Raw genomic sequence first — 19022 nt, 5'->3', positions numbered from 1 at the left:
CTCCTTGTTGACATAACTTATTTGATGTTAAAATTAAACTTTTTTTTGCTAATTTCATATCTTAAATTACTGTCTTAATTTTGGGGAGTATTATAGTCGCTGTTAATAAAAATTTTTTCATAAGTTTTTAAGATTTAAATTACATTATTTTTCATCAATATTTTCAAAATGGGAAAATGCATCCCAACTTGTGCCTGCCTTCAAGGTGATATAGGGTTTTAACTTTTCAGATAGACAACTGATTGAAGCATTTGATTTTAAAACATTGCTTATTGCGCAAATTTAAGATATAATTTTGAAATTTATTCATTTTTACAAAAAAAAATAAATGATTTTTATCCAATAAAAACACAAATCATTGAAAATCAGAATTTTAAACAATTTATGAATTATATAAACTATAATAATTTCCAGTAATATTTGAGAGAAAAAATATGATTATATAATTGTTGTAAAAAACACATTATCAGATCAATTCACCGTATAAGTCAAATTCTTCTGCAGAAGTTATTTTTACTTCAGCAAATTCTCCTATTGAGATGTATGTATTATCTGCTGAAACCAAAACTGTATTATCTACATCAGGTGAATCATATTCTGTTCTTCCGATAAAATAGTTCCCTTCTTTTCTATCGAATATACATCTGAATGTTTTCCCGATCTTCTCCTGGTTTTTCTCCCAGGAAATCTGTGACTGCAATTCCATGATTTCTTCTACTCTTGCTTCTTTTACCTCCTGCGGGATATCATCTTCCAGTACATAGGCTCCAGTATTTTCTTCATGAGAATAGGTAAAACAGCCCAGTCTGTCAAATTTTTGTTCTCTTACCCAGTCTTTAAGCTCCTGGAATCTTTCTTCAGTTTCTCCAGGGTAGCCTACAATTAAGGTAGTTCTAACGGCCATATCCGGAACTTTCTCTCTGAATTTTGTTAATAATGCATTGGTTTTTTCATGAGTTGTTCCACGTTTCATGGACTTCAGCAGGTCTGAATTAATATGCTGAAGAGGAATATCAATATAATTACAAACCTTTGGCTCTTCACGGATGATATCAAGAACATCTTCAGGAAAACCGCTTGGGAAAGCATAATGAAGACGAATCCATTCTATTCCCTCAACTTTTACCAGCTCTTTTAATAGTTCTCCGAGTGCACGCTTTTTATAGAGGTCAAGGCCATAATAAGTAAGGTCCTGTGCAATAAGAATAATCTCTTTCGTCCCTTTTTTTGCCAGTTTCCGGGCTTCCAAAACCAGTTTCTCAATAGGTGTAGAGATATGCCCGCCTCTCATTAAAGGAATGGCACAGAAAGAACAAGGTCTGTCACAGCCTTCTGAAATCTTAAGGTATGCGTAATGTTTAGGAGTGGTTGTTAATCTCTCTCCTACCAGCTCATGCTTATAATCTGCCCCTAAATGTTTTAAAAGAATGGGAAGGTCTCTTGTTCCAAAATATTGATCTACATCCGGAATTTCCTTAATAAGATCCGGTTTGTATCTTTCGGAAAGACAGCCTGTAACAAAAACTTTTTCGACTTCACCTCTGTTTTTTGCATCTACATAATCAAGAATTGTATTGATAGATTCTTCTTTGGCATTATCAATAAATCCACATGTGTTGATCACTACAATATCTCCTTTGTCTTCATGAACCACTTCTTTCCCATTAGCTTTCAGCTGGCTCATTAATACTTCAGAATCGTATACGTTCTTGGAACATCCAAGAGTAACAACATTGATTTTCTTCTTCCCTACAGATTTTGTGCGCATCGTTTTGATTTTGAGTGTGCAAAGATACAAAATATTAAAGAGTGGAGCTCAAAAAATAAAAACCACTTTAGAAAAGTGGTTTTCAATATATTATTTAGAAGTTGCGTTCAGAGAATTTAGGCAATGCCTGGTCTTTTTCTGAAAGAATGACTGCTTCTAATGGTAATTTCCAATCAATGTTCAAATCTGTATCGTTCCAGATTACACTGCCTTCAGATTCTTTATTGTAGAAGTTATCGCACTTATAAGAAAAAATGGCTGTTTCGCTTAAAACTGAAAAACCATGCCCGAAACCACGCGGAACATATAATTGAAGTTTGTTCTCCGGGGTAAGCTCTACTCCGAACCATTTCCCAAATGTTGGTGAATCTTCTCTCAAATCAACAGCCACATCAAAAACTCTTCCTTCAAGACATGATACCAGTTTCGCCTGGGCATGCTCTCCTTTTTGCAGGTGAAGACCTCTAAGCACTCCATACGAGGATTTTGAAATATTGTCCTGAACGAAGTGCCCGTTCATTCCTGTTAGCTCTTCAAATTTCTTTTCATTGAATTTTTCAAAAAAATATCCTCTTTCATCTTCAAAAATTGTAGGTTCAATAATGTAACAATCTTTTAAAGGTGTTTCTTTTATTTTCATTTCTGTTTCTTTTATAAGTTATATTGTTTTTTTAAACTCCATTTTAATCCTAAATATATACCTCCTGCCGGAATAAATATAATCAAAATAATTGCCCAGACAGGAAGTTGTGAATGAATTAGAAAAATATTTACAAGCAGCTGGAAAACAGCATATACAGAACTTATTACTAAGTGGGAAACTTTTCTTTCATTAGCAAAAAGCTGGTACAGGTGTCTTCTGTGAGCTTCAAAGATATTTTCTTTTAATAATATACGTTCAATGATGGTAAGCACAACTTCCATTCCATAAATTGAAAGCAGAAGAATGTATTTGTATTCACCGGTTCTCATGATAAGGAGTGCAATAAGCCCGATCACCCAGAAGCCGATTCCCATACTTCCTACATCACCGGCAAAACACTTTGCTTTTTTCCTGAAATTAAAAAATAAAAAAACAAGGCAGCTTAAAACCGGATATATAATAAAATCATTATCTGTAAATTCAACCACATCTTTATTAATATAAGCCAGGGATAATAATGTTACAAGACTGTACACACCTGTCATCCCGTTAATTCCATCCATAAAGTTATAGGCATTCAATGTCCCAATAATTACAACAAATAAAATGGGCCATACCCAGAACGGCATCAAAACAAAAGCTCCTGTAAAATAGAGAAGAAGTATAACTGAGATTAGATGAACAGAGAGCCTGATTTTATTAGACAGGGTTTTGATATCATCAATAAAACTAATGCTACAAATTGCAAGAAGCCCAAGACCGAAAGACCCATAATGCTCAATAGCAGTCTGTAAATTAAAACAGCAGAAAACAATAAAGGCAACTGGGAAAATAATTCCTCCGCCTCTTAAGGTGATTTGTGTATGGGCACTTCGGTGGTTGGGTTTATCTATAATATTATATTGATCTGCAATTCTGAAATATATCAGTATTGAAATAAACAGTATGACAGTGACGAGAATGTATTCCATAGTTTTAACCGAAACTTTTTATTGTGTTTTCAAGACCTTCATGCGCTGAAGCAGGAAGGTTTGTAATTTTTAATGCTTTTTTCATCTTTTCATTTGAAACCAGAAGACTCCCGGTCATCTTTTTCAATCTTTTTGTATTGATGGGAAGAGGTAAGATATCTCCTGCTTTTGCAATTCCTTGTATGAGTATTTTAGGAACAGACAAGTTAGGTGATTTTTTATTCGTAACCTTCTTTATAATATTAATAATATCTTTGGTTGAAACCGGTTCATCATCACAGATATGATAGATTCCCGTTTCCATTTGATTTTCATTTTTAATGATGGCCGATATGAAAAAACAAAAATTACTGATAGACAGAAAAGACCTGCTGTTGTCAAAAGAAGCCAGCGGATATGGAAGCCCTTTTGATATGATTTTATAAAGCAGTCCTAAATTCCCTTTATCTCCGGGTCCATGAATCATCGGGGGTCTCAGGATAATGACTTTCTTGTTTTCCGGCAGTATCTGCTGCATCAGCCATTCTTCGGCCTGTTTCTTGGTTTTTCCATAGGGAGAAAAAGGATGACACACGGAATCTTCTCTTAATGGTTCTTCGGATTCAAATTCTTCAACTGCTGCAATTGAACTTATGTGAATAAGAAGTTTAGCATCAGATTGAATAAAAACATCAAATATTTCTTTAACCAATTCCACATTGGCAAAATAATAATCCTCTTCGGAAGCGGTTCCCTGGTGGTCATGTGCCTTCCCTACCAGATTAATCATAATGTCGGCAGATTCTGCAGTTTTCTTCCAGGAAGCGTCCCGCAAGGATACTCCCTGAATTTCTGCATTCAGCATCGGGGATTCTACAAGATTCTTCCCAATAAAACCGGAACCTCCAAAAACAGTTATATTCATATTGTTATTTTAAAACCTGCTCCCAATGTTTAATAGACGATATCCCAAATACTTCGTTTACCCATCCTTTCAATGACATACTTTCTCTAATTTCAGCATTCATTTCTTTAAAATCGGATTTGAAAAAATTTTCATCAAATTCAATACCGCCTCTTTCTATGATGTAAATATTCTGAGGATCATAAAACGGATATTCTGCTATTTTAGGATTGGTAGTAATTAGTTTCCTTCCGGCTCCCAAGGTTTCAAACGTCCTCATTGTTAAACCATTCTGTCCGGGATGATTGATATCCAGAATAACTTTAGTGTTCCCGTAAATATCAATAATCTCTTTATGGGAAAGACTGTTGAACGAAATTTTTGCGTAATCGAAGTTTTTAAAATTTTTATCAGTTGCTTTTTTATATTTAAAAAGAAGCTTGCTGGGAGAATAATAAAAGGTAAACATTTTCAATTGATGCTCTCCACACCAGGATTTTGCTTTTTCACTGATTGAATAACGGTCTGAGTGTGCTGTTCCGATAAAAGCCAAATCATATTGAAAGTTTTTATTTCTATCATTGAGATCTCCATAATCCTGAGCAAAAAACAAAGGCCTGAAACTCATTTGGTACTGCACTGCATCCTGACTGTCAAAAGTAAATTTACCATCAAAATAATTTAAGATATCCAATCCGTTGGAATTGTTTTTAAAGGAATCGTAAGTATAAAAAATAAACTTGATCCCCGGATTATTCTCTTTTAAAAAGTCGAGAAAAAACTTAGGTGTAGCTTCGCCTTTTATTAAAAGAAAATAATTATATCTTTTATCTTTTATCTTTTCAATGATCTCATTAAAATACTGATTGATTTTAACGGAATACATTTCTTTTTTTATTCGGATAATGGCTTTACTAAAAAAGGAATTGGAGGGCCGCTCATCAAACAGATCAACTGCAGCACCCATATCTTCCAGTTCTTTCTTAATTAAATTTTCATAATTAAAAAATTTGATAGAAATCAATAAAACATTCTTTCCCTGAAGCATCTGTGATTTTACTTTGTTATTTATATAAACCTTTAGCTTTCATCTCTTCAAGAGAACTACTCAGTTTATCTTCCTGAATTTCCTGTTGAAGCACCCATCCTGAAAAGTTCTTTATTCCCTCTTCAAAATATACGGAAGGTTTAAAGCCTAGCTTAGAATTGATTTTTGAAAGATCGGCAAAATTGTGACGGATGTCTCCAAGTCTGAAGTTTCCGGTTACTGTAACTGGAACCTCAATTCCGTAAGAACTGATCAACGTATTAGCAACAGTTAAAACATCTGTAGGCACACCTGTTCCCACATTAAAAACTTCTCCATTAGCTTCCTCTTTCTCTATTCCCAGGATAGTGGCATTCACTACATCATCAATGTAAACAAAGTCTCTGGTTTCCTGGCCATCTTCAAAAATTTTGATTCCATTTCCATTTCTGATCTGAGTAGAAAATATGGATAAAATCCCTGTATAAGGATTAGATAAAGACTGCCCAGGACCGTATACATTCTGATACCTAAAAGCAACAGGTGCAATACCAATGGTAGGACAAACTGTCATAATCATTTGCTCCTGGTTCTGTTTAGTAATTCCATAAACGGAAGAAGGATGAATCTTTGAATTTTCATCCGTAGCCAAAAGCTCCAGTTTTTGTCCGTCTTTATATTTTACTTCAAAATCACCGTTCAGCATATCATTTTCCTGTCTGTGGGAAGGATAAACAATACCTAATTCCGGATGACGGTATTTACCCTCTCCATAGATGGATCTTGATGAAGCAATAACCACTTTTTCTACGTTATTTTTATTATTAGCCAACAGATCCAGCATAATTGCCGTTCCCTGTATATTAACTTCAGTATATTTTTCTATACAGTACATGGATTGTCCGGTTCCTGTTTCAGCAGCTAAATGTACAATTACCTGCTGCCCATTCAGAGCGTTTTCCCAATCTTCTCTAGATGTTACAGTTCCCTTAATGAAATGTACTTTATCTTTAATACTATTATATAAAGGAGATGTAGTTTCAGGGTTTTCACCATGAATCTGGGTTGAAAGATTATCCAGAATTGTAATTTTATGGCCTTTTTCAATTAATTTAAGTGCCAGATTGCTTCCGATAAAACCAGCTCCGCCGGTAATAAGTATATTTTTCATTATTCGTTATTTATCTGCTTTTTTGTTTTATAAATTCATCAACTGTAAACTCTGCATTTCTCAAATATGTTATGTTTAATTTTTTAGCTTCTTCTTTAAAAGAATTCAATTTACTATTAAACTTATTTTTACTGCTACTTCTTTCAGCAGGTTGGTTTGCTGTATTACTGTAGATTTCGAGTTCAGCATACTCAATTGAAAGTATTTCTTTTTTTATTCTGTTGCTATATTTTATATTCGCTTTAACTTTATTGAGTGCTTTATTCAAAATATTTTTATATAAAGCAATATTCTGATTATTCAGATAACCATCTTTATATAAAACCGGATTAGCATACACATCTAAAGGTATAGTATAATTTTCAGCATTCAATTCTAAAGTTTGAATATATTCTTTAATATCCTTCCATGCATCACCATAATAATTCATGAGGAAATCATTCATTAACAGGTCTGCATCAGCATCCGGATTCCACAAAAGTTCAGAGGCAATATATGATTTAAGCTCTGAAAATTCACCTTGCTGGGGACCGATCCCTTCCAAAAACACTTTTTTTGCGCCAATATTTTTGAAATATAATATATTTTGTTTAAATGTTTTCAAGTTTGGAAACGGGAAAAGGGAATGAAAGTAGTTTACATTATAATCCCATATAAAGATATTATCTGTCTGCTTTCTCCAATCTTGTAAAGCATTAATAAATCTTTTAGCATCTTTATTTTTTTCAGAATCAATAGCGTATCTTCTATCAATATTGGTAAAGCAAAACATAATCTCTACATTTTTTTCAGGCTTTTCAAGTGTTGAGGGAAGAAGTGACTGATTATAGGCCAAAGTACTTATTATTTTGTTTGGAAAAGCCCTTGCCACTTTATTCACAAAAGGGATTAAGGTTTCACTAAAACCAGTTCCTTTTCTATATTTGCTTTCACACAAGTTACAATGGCAATAATTGGGTGAATCCAGGGGACTTACCGACCATACCTCATTGGGAGTAGCTGCTATTTCACGATTCAGAACTTTTACCAATTCCTCAAAAGCTCCCTCACTGCTGAAACAGATTTGAGAGGGATTCCTTTTTCCGTCTATCAATGCAAAATATTCGGGATGAGTTTTAAAGTATTTTTCAGCCGGTAATAGCCATGCTAAAGAATGAGCAGGGTATAATCTATTTTCAAAAAAATAATTTTCTTTATGAAAATCAGCATATGATTTGTTTGAATTTTCCAGAGAGTAATAGGATCTAAAGCTAAATGGTGATGAATAGCTATAATTAAGCTTTGGAATAGAAATATTTGTCTTTTTAGGGGTTTTTATTTCATCCAGTGCAAAAAATCTGCAATCTAAATAGTTTTCGAAGAAAGTATATACTCCGAACAGCAATCCCCTCCCTTTTCCGCCGGAGATTATTAGGTTGGCTGCATCATCTGTTTTTATAACAACGCCATCATTTACTATTTCCCCTAAACTTTTAAATCGCTTATTATTTCCTACAAATATGGAAAACTTTCCTTCCAGTTTGTTTTTTTTTGTAATATTAAGTTTAATACCTGAAATATTTTCAAAATATCTCTGAAATTCAGTTGCGGCAAAAATTTCATTCTTATCGGCATCCGAAGCCACTGTAATCTGGTATTGTGATTTTCCGTTATCTGCCAATAGTAAAGTCTGCGAATTGAAATTACAATTCGTCATAAAAAGGAAAATAACAAGTAAAAGCTTTATACTATTCAAAATACAGTTTTTATTTATATCACAAATTAGCTCTTTCCCAAATTTTTGTTTCGGGATTATATTTTTTAATAATTTTAGCAGGTATGCCTGCAATAACACAATAATCGGGAAAAGTCCCTCTAACTACTGAATTGGATCCAACAATACAATGTTTACCCAATATTGTACCAGCCTGAATTGCCACCCCCATTCCGATAAAACAATTTTCACCTATTTCAGTTTTCTTTATGCTCATTTCCTGCTGTAATACGGGTACATTTACATCTTCATACTCATGATCAATGTCCGTAACGTAAGTATTGGCCAGAATTGTGGCTGATTTTTTAATTACCAAAATTCCTCCTGCTGTAATATGTACATTTTGAGAGATCCCCACATTATCTTCAATAATAAGTGCAGCATCTTTTCCATGAACTTCCAGTCTAGCATTAGGATATATTCTAACCCTTTTGCCAATACTGATTTTATTCATACCCAAAATAATAATCGGGCGACCTAGGTATCCCGGAAATCCAGCTTTTTTAAAAAAAACTGAATATAGGATATATCTGATGATCCAGAAAATTTTAAAAAACATACCTTATTTTCTTAATTTCACTATAATTATACGGCGATAATATTTCAATGTAATATAGATAAAATATAATAAGTATTGAATACTATTAATATATTTGAAACCTACCATATCTTTAATATTCTTTATTTCACCTTCATACATTCCTTTTAAGTTACCGGACAATCCGCTTTGCCCAAATAAGGGTTTAAAGTCGCCCGCGATGGCATAATTTTTATTTAAAATGATCATTTTGCCATGTTTGCTGAATCTTAGCCATAAATTCCCGTCTTCCGTATATTTTTGTTTTTCATCATAAAACCCTGATCTTTTAATAAGATCTTTCTTAAAAAGAGAGGTAATGGTAGAGGGGGCCATTTTTATCATCAGTTTACTGAAACTCACTCTAAATATATCATCTTCAAGTTTATAAGGAAAACCTAATGCAAGATTATTATGTAAAGTGCCTACAAAATCTGCATCATATTTTGATAAAATTTGTAGCTGATGTTTCAGTTTACCCGGCAACCATATATCATCAGAATCTATTAAAGCCAACAGCTCATGTTTCGATTCATAAATTGCAAGATTTCTGGCTGCGGAAACTCCTTTATTTTCCTGATCAATTAATTTTATATCGAATTTATTATTTTCCTGAATAAATTTTTCAACTATTTCATGTGATCTGTCCACAGAGCCATCATTAACGATCACTATTTCCAAATCATCCGGAGGAAGCTGATTTACTACAGAATTTAAACACTTTATAATTGTTCTCTCTGCATTATACATTGGTATTATAACTGAAACTTTCATAATCTGTCAGGATGTTTTTCTTCCCAGAAAAAATGATATGGTAAAAAGGGGGTTAATTCGTCTTGAACAACCGTAGTAATGTTTTTAACAAATAATAATATTGCAAAAACACTTACTACAAATAAATTCGCAGTATACTTCCAGGAAAGATCCATTTTCTTTGTGTTATTTTTCAAATATATAATCATACAATACATAAATGCTCCCTGAAACCTAAGACCGGCATAGCTGAATTTGGCAAAGATAAAGGACAGAACCTCGCATATCAATATAATATGTATTAATTTAGAATATTTTTCTTTCCGGTTAAACCATAAAAAATTTATATACATCAATAAGACCACAAAAAGTGGTGCCATACCAGAAACAAAACTTGGAGCATATAATTGACTGTAATCTTCACTTTTATTAGAAACACGCTCCATAAAAAAGGAAAATATAGAAGGAGAAACAACAATAAATACCAATAATACACCCAGAAAAAGAATCTGGTATTTCTTTTTAATAAGTACACTTACAAATAAAAGAAGTATAAGTAATGAAGAGTATTGTATCAAAAACGCAACTATTCCCCAGAGAGCAAACTGTTTATATTTCTTTTCATAGAGTTTATCTACGGCTAACGTTGCTAAACAAAAACTTAACCCGTACCGTATACCGTTCATCGTAAAATCATAAAAGAACAGAGGAAAAACCAACAATGCCAGCAGTATCATTTCATTCCTGGAACGGGAATATATTTTACATAAAATAAAGGAGGATATAACTGCAATTAAAGCAACCCCAAGTCTGGGAGATGCCCCGAGAAAAGCAATAGTTTTCCCCAACATTTCAAAACCTGGCTCATACTTCATTCCACTTTCCCCATACAGCTTATAATCCTGAAGCAGAGCTAAGTAGAAAAAGCTGTCTGTTCCTACATTACCTCTTAATACAACAACCAGAAGTGCAGGAATAAGTAAAATTAACATTATCCAAAAGTTAATCTTTACCTTACTGAAATATAAGTTAAGGGATACAAAGGTTATATACAGGTATGGAAATAAATAAAACAGCATTATGAATTATTTAGATTATCGAAGTTAGCTATAGCATCAGAAATATTGCTAACTTTTGTAAAAGTATATTCTTTTTTTCTTGATAATTTATTTTTTGCTATGAGTTCGATTTTGTTTTTAACTATCACAGCATATTCCTGAGCCATTTTTCCATAATAAGCAGCCGTACTTTTTTTACTTTCTGCTTTTAATAACTGATTTTCGCGTTTGATAATCTTTGGGATAGATTTTCTATTATTAATGGTAGCATGAGCCATTAACCTGAATTTATTAAATTCATTTATTAAAGAGGATTCACCCATATCTTCCAACGCTTTCATTGCCGATTCAGCCCAGATGGTATTAACACTATAAAAATAAGGAATATAAATACTCCATTTATAATCTTTGATGTTATTTAAAAGTGGTGACTGCGACATTTCACCAGCATGCTCTCCTCTTATATTACTTGCCGAAGCACTTTTAGCACATACCCCTGCTATTGATAATGGTACATCTACAACATAATGCTTTTCAATGATGCAGGATAATGATATTGAAGAATAAATATCCGGACTTAATCCTCCGAAAAATTTACCCGTTTTGTTCTTTACTTCCATCAACTTCTCTCTTTTTACAATTCCATGGTAAGTTCGAGGGAGCGGGTAAAGCAGATAATGCTGTAAACCATTTCCCAATAATTGGGATAAATATTTCTTAGGATGAAATTCTCTGATTCCATCAGATGCCAATATAATTGTTTCAAGGCCATCAGGATACCCTTTCAATGCTCCCGGCCAATAATATGAAATATTGTTATCAGATGAAATACTGTCTATATTATTCTTATCAGCATATACGGCATAATCTATAGATGTCTTCAGAATGGTATCATCATCTCCAATCAGAGTTACATATTTACCGGACGCAAGCTCCATACATCTGTTGAAATTTTCAATAAATGAAATTTTCTCATTGGTATGAATATATTTGATAGCAGCTGAATTAACCTGTTCTACAAAATCTTTTACTTTATCGCTGTTACTATTATCCGAAACGCATATTTCAATAATATCACTATTAAAATTAAGGATAGATTTAATAGATTCTATACAGTAAAACTCTCTATCTTTTGTTGCTATAAGTATACTTAAAAGTGGTGTCGTATTCATAGTTGTTACCTTGGGAAGTTATACAAATGTTTATATTCCTTAAAATACCTTTTATTAAGAATATTATCAACTACAATATTCATTAGTAGCGATATACTCCCAATAAGTGCCAAGTATAAAATTATATTTACATGAATAATTTTATGCAGCAGGTAAAATAAAAAAGAAATTGAGAGACTAATAAAAAAAGGTATAATAAACGTTCTTTTAAAATAATATAAAAAATTTATTTTTATAAAATTTTTAAATACAATAAAAAGTAAAAATACATATGATCCAAAGTTTATCAGGATCCAAGGAAATGGAACAGCCCCTAATCCATAAGTTTTTGCACAAAAATATAAAAGCGGAATACCAAGAACTACCTGTATTACTCCCTGGTAAATGGTATATTTTGTTTTTCCTTTGGACAAAAGTATATAAAATAACGGCAGCTGTAATGCCAAAAAAACGGACCCCGTGATCAGCAGTCTCGTTACACCAGCTAATGGTGCAAACATTTCACTTTCAATATTCTTACCGTTCCATAATTTTAATATTTCTTCAGGAAAAAATATAATTAAAAATGAAATCGGGAATATTATTATACTTAACAGAAATGCAATTTTATCAAAAGTAATATCCGTATTTTTTTGATCAGATGAAAACTTAGAAAACAGAGGAAAGGCAAACATTACCAATGGGGTTCCAAGAATCACAGGAATCTGTGAAATAAGGGATGCCAGGTTGTAATAACCAAAGGTTTTCAATGAAAAGATAGAGCTGGTTATAATTTTATCTGCCTGTATATTTACTGCTGAAATTATTGCGATAAAAACCATACCGCCAATATATTTTAGAATATTTTCCGGAATTTTTTTAAAAGACCTTTTAAGATCAGGGGCTAAACTTTTTAGAATACTTATTGATCCCATCCTTAAAACAGCCAAATAAAGAAGATTACAGCCAATCTGCCATAGAAAGTATACTTCCAGTGTCGGCTTATAAAAAATTAAAACCGGTATAACAATTCCGGCACGAAAAATATTCCAGATAATCTGATAGAAATTAGCTTTTACCTGCTCTCCCAATCCGAAAAGAGCTCCAAAGTATAAAGATGAAAGTAATTGCAAGGTTGTTCCTATGCCAATTAAAGAGATATAATAAGAAAGCGTCCCTATCTCAATAGTATTGGAATTCAGCCATTTTCCCGCAATAAAATCTGAGCCAAAGGCTAAAACTGTCATTATGAAAACACATACAATAAGGTACAGGTTTTCAATACTTCTAAAGATACTGTACTTGTATGATGGAGAGTGCCCATCCTGTGAAAACTCCTTAATGACAGCTGAAGACATACCTGAATCTGCAAAACTGATGATTCCCAGGATCAGGGTATAAAAACCAATCACTGCATAGTTCTCAACCCCTAAGATCTTAATATAAAAAGGAACGAAAATAAAAACCGACACCAGAGACCAGAGACGGCTTCCATAATTTGATATCAGCTTTGCAATATTTGAATTCTTCAATTCTTATATTTTATAATGTTTATATAAGTCTGAATGATTCTTCATAAATTCCTTTTGTTCTTCAAGCATCTTCCGATAAGTAGGAACCTGGTATGTCAACTGTTTGTTTGTATTGATAAATGATTTATTACAGATATAATCTCTATCGTCATTAATAGTCTTATTCTGTTCAAACACGTCATTAAATATATTCAGTAAAGAATGTTTTGAAATTGCCTCGCTATTTGTTAAGTGAATTAAGTGATCAAAGTTATTATTATCAATTAACCAAGTGATGAATTTAGCCAGTTCCAAGGTGGTTACTCCTGACCAAAAATTACTTTTATATCCACTAACGCTGGTTTCACCGGTTTTCATAAACCAGTCAAATAACCCTTCTCCATTTTCTTTTATTTCCGGACCTATGATAGAGGTTCTGATGGTAAGGTTTTTATCATCAATAATCTCTCCCAAAGCTTTGGACATCCCATAAACATCAGCAGCATCTTTTACTGAATCTTCGGTATACCCTCCAGTTTTACCAGAAAAAACACAGTCTGTTGAAATATGAATAAGTTTAAATGAATTTTCGGAAGCCAGTCTGGCTAAGAAATGAGGAAAATATGAATTGGCAAAAATTGTTTTATCAGGAAACTGTTTTGAACTTCTTATAAGCATACCTATACAGTTGATAACCATATATGGTTTTACTTCCGTCAAATATTCCTCTAGTACGCTTGTATCAAAAATATCTAATTTTTGGGTGATGCCAGAAAAATTATTGCTGTTGGTTGTACCCAAAATATTATAATTCTGTTTATCCAGTTTTTCTTTCAGAACTGTATAAACCACATGTCCTGCCATACCAGAAGCTCCTAATATTACAATGTTCTTCATATTATAATTCTTTCGGGTTATGGTTTTTTAATTCTTCTTTAACTTCATCTAAAGTGAGCAACAATTCTTTAAGTTCTTCTACATTCAGCTGATGGGTATTATCAGAATTATATTCATCTGTTAATAATTTCGGTCCATCTGTCTGTACATATTTAGTATAATTCAAATCTCTGAAATCTGCAGGTATTCTATAGAAATCGCCCATATCCTCTGCTTTGGCCATTTCTTCTTTAGCACAAAGTGTTTCATACATTTTTTCAGCATGTCTTTCTCCAATAATTTGGATTTCATTATTTGCCGAAAAAAGTTCTTTTAGTGCTATCGCTAAAGTCTCAATAGTTGCTGCAGGAGATTTTTGCACGAAAATATCACCTGGATTTCCGTTTTCAAACGCAAACATAACAAGATCTACAGAATCATTAAGTGACATCATGAATCTTGTCATTTTAGGATTCGTAATGGTAAGAGGTTTTCCTTCTTTTATCTGCTTGATAAATAATGGGATAATAGATCCTCTAGAGCACATTACATTTCCATAACGGGTTGAAGTATAAACAGCATCTATAGCCTGTACTCTTGGATCCCTTGCCTTGGAAACAGCTAACTTTTCCATTATAGCCTTGGACATACCCATAGTATTTATCGGATAAACGGCTTTATCTGTACTTAATACAACCACTCTTTCTACATTATTTCTTGCTGCGGCTTCCAAAACGTTTTCTGCCCCGATAATATTTGTCTGAACAGCCTGCATTGGATAGAATTCACAAGACGGCACCTGTTTTAAGGCAGCAGCATGGAAAACAAAATTCACCCCGTTCATGGCGCTGTTGATACTATCGAAATCCCGGATATCTCCAACAACAAAATTTAATTTGTCGTTTTTATATTCTATACGCATATCCTCCTGCTTTTTCTCGTCACGTGAAAAGATTCTTATTTCTTTTAGTCCCGAATTAAGGAACCCTTTCAACATAGCATTTCCAAAAGAACCTGTTCCTCCTGTAATCAATAATATTTTATCTTGTAACATCATTTTAAATAATATGGTTTTTTTAATTTGTTTTCTGGTATTTTGTTGGTTTAACGGTTAAAAATTTTTTGCCACCATTTCTTTTCTTCAGCATGATATCCGTACCCATATTTGTTGCCATATCCAAAGTAGTCTTTGTTTACATCATTTAAAACAAATCCTACATTTTTAATTTTTCCGGAATCGATATTACTGTTAGCAAAATCTACCAACGCTTTTTCAGTATAGCCTGATCTTGTTACATATAGGGTAACGTCAGCAGCTTCTGCAAAAAGGAAAGTATCGGTTACAAGCATTAATGGTGCTGTATCCAGTATAATATAATCATATTTATCTTTTAATTCTTCTAACAGGATTTCATATCTTCCATTGGTTAAAAGTTCGGTAGGATTGGGAGGAATACTTCCGGAATAAATAACATCCAAATGCGGATTAAATGTAGATACATGAACAATATCCTTCAGTTGGGTTTTTGTATCATATAAATATTCTGTAAGTCCTAATAAACCTTTTCTTGCAGGATTATATCTCTGTAGCTGTGGATTTCTAATATCAGAACCTATAATAATTACTTTCTTACTTGGTGTAGCTAAAGTAAGTGATAAATTGACAGATACAAAAGTCTTTCCCTCCCCTTTTACGGTAGATGTAACAAAAACGATCTTCGCTTCCTTCTTTTTAGGTAGCATAAAATTCATATTGGTTATAAGAATTCTGAAAGACTCTGCAATTGGCGTGAGATCATTAAGCTTAATCAGTTCATCTTCACCTTTTTCTAAACTTGGAATCTCACCCACAACAGAAGTTGCGTGTGATAAATTTTCCAGATCATGCTTAGTTTTTACTTTGTTATTGAATAATTCTCTAGCATATATAAAAATGAAAGGAAGCAGAAGCCCTAAAAACAAGGCACCACCAAAGAAAGTTATTTTTTTAGGTGACACCGGATTAGGTGAAGTGTAGGCATAGTCTACAATTCTGGCCTTGTTCGCCGTTACAGCCAAAGAAATTGCTGTTTCTTCTTTTTTCTGTAATAACAACAAGTATAAAGTTTCTTTAATCTGCTGCTGTCTTTCGATATCCCTAAATAATTTTTCCTGAGCGGGCATTTTTGATATTCTGGATGCAGCTTTCCCTTGTTCTTCGAGATATTGGTTTTTAATTAACTGAAGACCTGTTCTATTTTTGTTAAGGCTTTCCATGACTCCTGAACGAAGCAGGTTAATCTGCTTGGTAATATCAACTACCAACGGGTTTTGCGGCGTCGCATTTTCCAACAATCTGTTTCTTTCCAAAACCAATTGATTGTATGAAGAAATGCTGCTCATTGCATCTGCATTCTGCAGTCCGACATTACTAGGTAAGACATCCCCGGCTTTCTGACGGGACATGTAAGTTATTAATGAATTAGTAAGCTCAAGCTGGGCATCTACATCGAGCTGTTTTGTTCTTGCTTCCGCAGATGTTTCTAAATTTAATTTAGCTTCAGTGGCCAGATCTGTAATCTGATTTGCAGATTTAAAGTTTTCTTTTTTATTTTCTACTTCTCCCAGATCATTGGCAATAATTCTTATTCTTTCATCTATAAAGTTCTTTGTACTTGCAGATTCAGAGTTTTTATCATTAATTGCATCTTTATTATAGGTGTCTATAAGATTATTAATAATATCTTTAGCTTTATCTGTATTTGGATAATTTAATGATAGAGCTATTACTGTAGCATCTTTATTTATTAAACTTACATTAAGCTGAGATTGAAAATAATCTGTTGTATTGTCTAATGTAGTGTAGGTAAAATATATTTCATCAATATTCTTAGCTTTTGCCTTATTAAAATTAGCATTTTTTGTAATTATAATATTAGCATAAGGAAGATTAATTATTTTATTAAAAGTACCACTTATATTACCTGAAAGCTCTCCGGACGTTAAAGTAATATTATTACCTGACACTTTTACATAAATTGGTTCTAGGGGTAATTTGGCAAGAGGTTTCTCATTAATAACACGGATAATAATAGGGGCAGTATCTTTATAAAGTTCTCTCTTTGAAATTTTATCTTTAGTATAGATGGAAGTCTGCAGCTCTAAATTTTTTACTACATCATACATCAGTTTCTTGGATTTAAAAATCTCAATCTCATTTTCTATACTATTTGTTCCCATTCCGCCCAAACCGGACAGATCCTGTAAAACACCATAATCTCCCTTTGCAATAGGGTTCTTTTTCGTATCTTTAATAAGTACTGAAGCTTGAGTATTATATATTGGCGTAGCAAATTTCAGAAAAATATAAGATAACAATAATGCTATAATAGGAATGACAACAAACCAAACCCAGTTTCTTTGATAGGGTTTAATAATTTCTTGAATGTTTATTTCTTTTGTTGAATCCTCAGTTGTTGAATTACTCATAATTTATATTAAAATTATTTAGAGATTAAACTCTACAATTATGGTTTGTTTTTAAGTATATTTTTTCAATTTAAAAATTACTATAATCTTGCGTCTACTAAATTTCTATCTAAACAGGCTTTTGTATCAAAAATAACACTGTTTTCTTTTTTCAGTTTTTCAATATCCAATTTAAGAAATTCATTATGAGCAACTGCAATAATTATTGAATCGTATTTTTTTCCATCTTCAAGATGATCTAAGATTTCAACTCCATACTCATTTTTTACTTCTTCTTTATTGGCCCACGGATCATATACTTCTACATTGATACCGTAATCAACTAATTCTGTATATATATCTAACACTTTTGTGTTTCTGATATCAGGACAGTTTTCTTTAAATGTAACACCAAGAATTAAAGCTGTAGAATTTTTAATAACACCTGCTTTACCAATAAGAAGTTTTACAATTTTAGAAGCAATGAATTTCGCAATAGAATCATTAACCCGGCGTCCTGACAGAATAACATCAGGATGGTATCCCAACTGTTCGGCTTTATGGGCAAGATAATAAGGGTCTACAGAAATACAGTGCCCACCAACCAATCCGGGTTTATATTTAAGAAAATTGTATTTTGTTCCGGCTGCCTCCAAAACATCATTTGTGTCGATATCCATTCTGTCAAATATAAGAGCAAGCTCATTAACAAAAGAAATATTAACATCTCTTTGTGCATTTTCAATGGCTTTGGAAGCTTCAGCTACTTTAATACTCGGGGCTTTGTGCGTTCCGGCTGTAATTATTTTTTTATATAGTTCATCTATTTCTTCTGCAATTTCTTCAGTAGAGCCGGAAGTCACTTTTTTCACACTGGTAAGTGTGTTTATTTTGTCCCCGGGATTTATTCTTTCAGGTGAATAACCTACAAAAAAATGCTTATTATATTTTAGATTCGAATATTTTTCCAGTATAGGGACACATTCTTCTTCAGTACATCCAGGAAATACAGTGGATTCGTAAATAACAATATCTCCCGTTTTAATAATTCCCGACAGCATTTTCGAAGCAGAAAGAAGAGGGTCCAGGTCCGGTGCATTATATTTATTAATAGGCGTTGGAACGGTTACTATAAATACATTAGATTCTGAAATTTCTTCTAACTTATTTGTTGCCTTATAGCCTAATTTTCCTTCTGTATCTGTGTGTTTTTTTAAGAGTGTATTAAGTTTCTCTGTATCAGCCTCAAGTGTTGTATCATAACCTTCGTTCAGCTGATTAATTCTATTTTCGTTAATATCAAATCCTAAAACCGGATAATGTGCAGCAAATTCCAATGACAGAGGCAACCCTACATAACCTTGGCCAATAACTGCTATCCTATATGATTTGTTTTCATTCATTATAATATTTTATAAAGATATCTGTGTGGT

The 19022-nt window shown here is 32.7% G+C and carries 16 protein-coding genes; all 16 read right to left on the bottom strand.

Going from position 1 to position 19022, the window contains the following annotated elements; genetic code table 11:
- Positions 1 to 466: 466 nt before the first annotated feature.
- Entirely contained in the window at positions 467 to 1768 is a 1302-nt protein-coding gene (gene rimO, locus HNP36_RS18010) for a 30S ribosomal protein S12 methylthiotransferase RimO (protein ID WP_184165975.1), read from the bottom strand.
- A gap of 94 nt (positions 1769 to 1862) precedes the next feature.
- Positions 1863 to 2408 carry a dTDP-4-dehydrorhamnose 3,5-epimerase gene (rfbC, locus tag HNP36_RS18005; protein WP_184165979.1) on the bottom strand — a complete coding sequence of 182 codons (546 nt, stop codon included), beginning with the start codon at positions 2406 to 2408 and terminating at the stop codon, positions 1863 to 1865.
- 11 nt (positions 2409 to 2419) lie between these two features.
- Positions 2420 to 3382 (bottom strand): MraY family glycosyltransferase, encoded by a 963-nt coding sequence (locus HNP36_RS18000; RefSeq protein ID WP_184165982.1) that lies wholly within the window; start codon positions 3380 to 3382, stop codon positions 2420 to 2422.
- 4 nt (positions 3383 to 3386) lie between these two features.
- Positions 3387 to 4286, bottom strand: a complete 900-nt coding sequence (locus HNP36_RS17995) for an NAD-dependent epimerase/dehydratase family protein (protein WP_184165985.1) — start codon at positions 4284 to 4286, stop codon at positions 3387 to 3389.
- A 4-nt stretch (positions 4287 to 4290) separates the two neighbouring features.
- On the bottom strand, positions 4291 to 5313 hold the full coding sequence (locus HNP36_RS17990) for a lipopolysaccharide biosynthesis protein (RefSeq protein WP_184165988.1): 1023 nt from the start codon (positions 5311 to 5313) through the stop codon (positions 4291 to 4293).
- A gap of 16 nt (positions 5314 to 5329) precedes the next feature.
- Positions 5330 to 6463 carry an NAD-dependent epimerase/dehydratase family protein gene (locus HNP36_RS17985; RefSeq protein WP_184165991.1) on the bottom strand — a complete coding sequence of 378 codons (1134 nt, stop codon included), beginning with the start codon at positions 6461 to 6463 and terminating at the stop codon, positions 5330 to 5332.
- A gap of 10 nt (positions 6464 to 6473) precedes the next feature.
- Positions 6474 to 7847, bottom strand: coding sequence for a DUF4838 domain-containing protein (locus tag HNP36_RS17980; protein WP_410494204.1), 1374 nt, complete (start codon positions 7845 to 7847; stop codon positions 6474 to 6476).
- A 370-nt stretch (positions 7848 to 8217) separates the two neighbouring features.
- Entirely contained in the window at positions 8218 to 8775 is a 558-nt protein-coding gene (locus HNP36_RS17975) for a DapH/DapD/GlmU-related protein (RefSeq protein ID WP_184165997.1), read from the bottom strand.
- 3 nt (positions 8776 to 8778) lie between these two features.
- Positions 8779 to 9567 carry a glycosyltransferase family 2 protein gene (locus tag HNP36_RS17970; RefSeq protein ID WP_184166000.1) on the bottom strand — a complete coding sequence of 263 codons (789 nt, stop codon included), beginning with the start codon at positions 9565 to 9567 and terminating at the stop codon, positions 8779 to 8781.
- Positions 9564 to 10625 carry an EpsG family protein gene (locus tag HNP36_RS17965; RefSeq protein WP_184166004.1) on the bottom strand — a complete coding sequence of 354 codons (1062 nt, stop codon included), beginning with the start codon at positions 10623 to 10625 and terminating at the stop codon, positions 9564 to 9566. The genes HNP36_RS17970 and HNP36_RS17965 overlap by 4 nt, the downstream gene beginning before the upstream one ends.
- Complete coding sequence (locus tag HNP36_RS17960; protein ID WP_184166008.1) at positions 10625 to 11776, bottom strand: glycosyltransferase family 2 protein; 1152 nt, start codon at positions 11774 to 11776, stop codon at positions 10625 to 10627. The genes HNP36_RS17965 and HNP36_RS17960 overlap by 1 nt, the downstream gene beginning before the upstream one ends.
- A gap of 5 nt (positions 11777 to 11781) precedes the next feature.
- Positions 11782 to 13167: an oligosaccharide flippase family protein gene (locus HNP36_RS17955; protein WP_317168988.1), complete on the bottom strand. Its 1386-nt coding sequence runs from the start codon at positions 13165 to 13167 to the stop codon at positions 11782 to 11784.
- Positions 13168 to 13290: 123 nt separating this feature from the next.
- On the bottom strand, positions 13291 to 14163 hold the full coding sequence (locus HNP36_RS17950; RefSeq protein WP_184166013.1) for a dTDP-4-dehydrorhamnose reductase family protein: 873 nt from the start codon (positions 14161 to 14163) through the stop codon (positions 13291 to 13293).
- Position 14164: 1 nt separating this feature from the next.
- The gene (locus tag HNP36_RS17945; protein WP_317168986.1) at positions 14165 to 15199 is read right to left on the bottom strand and encodes a polysaccharide biosynthesis protein; all 1035 of its coding nucleotides are present in this window, start codon (positions 15197 to 15199) and stop codon (positions 14165 to 14167) included.
- A 47-nt stretch (positions 15200 to 15246) separates the two neighbouring features.
- The gene (locus tag HNP36_RS17940; RefSeq protein WP_184166016.1) at positions 15247 to 17610 is read right to left on the bottom strand and encodes a GumC family protein; all 2364 of its coding nucleotides are present in this window, start codon (positions 17608 to 17610) and stop codon (positions 15247 to 15249) included.
- 80 nt (positions 17611 to 17690) lie between these two features.
- Entirely contained in the window at positions 17691 to 18992 is a 1302-nt protein-coding gene (locus tag HNP36_RS17935) for a nucleotide sugar dehydrogenase (RefSeq protein ID WP_184166031.1), read from the bottom strand.
- Positions 18993 to 19022 lie beyond the last annotated feature (30 nt).

The organism is Chryseobacterium shigense, from assembly GCF_014207845.1.
GTDB lineage: Bacteria > Bacteroidota > Bacteroidia > Flavobacteriales > Weeksellaceae > Chryseobacterium > Chryseobacterium shigense_A.
This window is presented reverse-complemented; position numbering and strand designations above follow the sequence as displayed.

Coding starts and splice junctions, on each gene's coding strand:
- rimO (WP_184165975.1), bottom strand. CDS start 1,768: ATGCGCACAAAATCTGTAGGGAAGAAGAAAATCAATGTTGTTACTCTT.
- rfbC (WP_184165979.1), bottom strand. CDS start 2,408: ATGAAAATAAAAGAAACACCTTTAAAAGATTGTTACATTATTGAACCT.
- HNP36_RS18000 (WP_184165982.1), bottom strand. CDS start 3,382: ATGGAATACATTCTCGTCACTGTCATACTGTTTATTTCAATACTGATA.
- HNP36_RS17995 (WP_184165985.1), bottom strand. CDS start 4,286: ATGAATATAACTGTTTTTGGAGGTTCCGGTTTTATTGGGAAGAATCTT.
- HNP36_RS17990 (WP_184165988.1), bottom strand. CDS start 5,313: ATGCTTCAGGGAAAGAATGTTTTATTGATTTCTATCAAATTTTTTAAT.
- HNP36_RS17985 (WP_184165991.1), bottom strand. CDS start 6,463: ATGAAAAATATACTTATTACCGGCGGAGCTGGTTTTATCGGAAGCAAT.
- HNP36_RS17975 (WP_184165997.1), bottom strand. CDS start 8,775: ATGTTTTTTAAAATTTTCTGGATCATCAGATATATCCTATATTCAGTT.
- HNP36_RS17970 (WP_184166000.1), bottom strand. CDS start 9,567: ATGAAAGTTTCAGTTATAATACCAATGTATAATGCAGAGAGAACAATT.
- HNP36_RS17965 (WP_184166004.1), bottom strand. CDS start 10,625: ATGCTGTTTTATTTATTTCCATACCTGTATATAACCTTTGTATCCCTT.
- HNP36_RS17960 (WP_184166008.1), bottom strand. CDS start 11,776: ATGAATACGACACCACTTTTAAGTATACTTATAGCAACAAAAGATAGA.
- HNP36_RS17950 (WP_184166013.1), bottom strand. CDS start 14,163: ATGAAGAACATTGTAATATTAGGAGCTTCTGGTATGGCAGGACATGTG.
- HNP36_RS17945 (WP_317168986.1), bottom strand. CDS start 15,199: ATGATGTTACAAGATAAAATATTATTGATTACAGGAGGAACAGGTTCT.
- HNP36_RS17940 (WP_184166016.1), bottom strand. CDS start 17,610: ATGAGTAATTCAACAACTGAGGATTCAACAAAAGAAATAAACATTCAA.
- HNP36_RS17935 (WP_184166031.1), bottom strand. CDS start 18,992: ATGAATGAAAACAAATCATATAGGATAGCAGTTATTGGCCAAGGTTAT.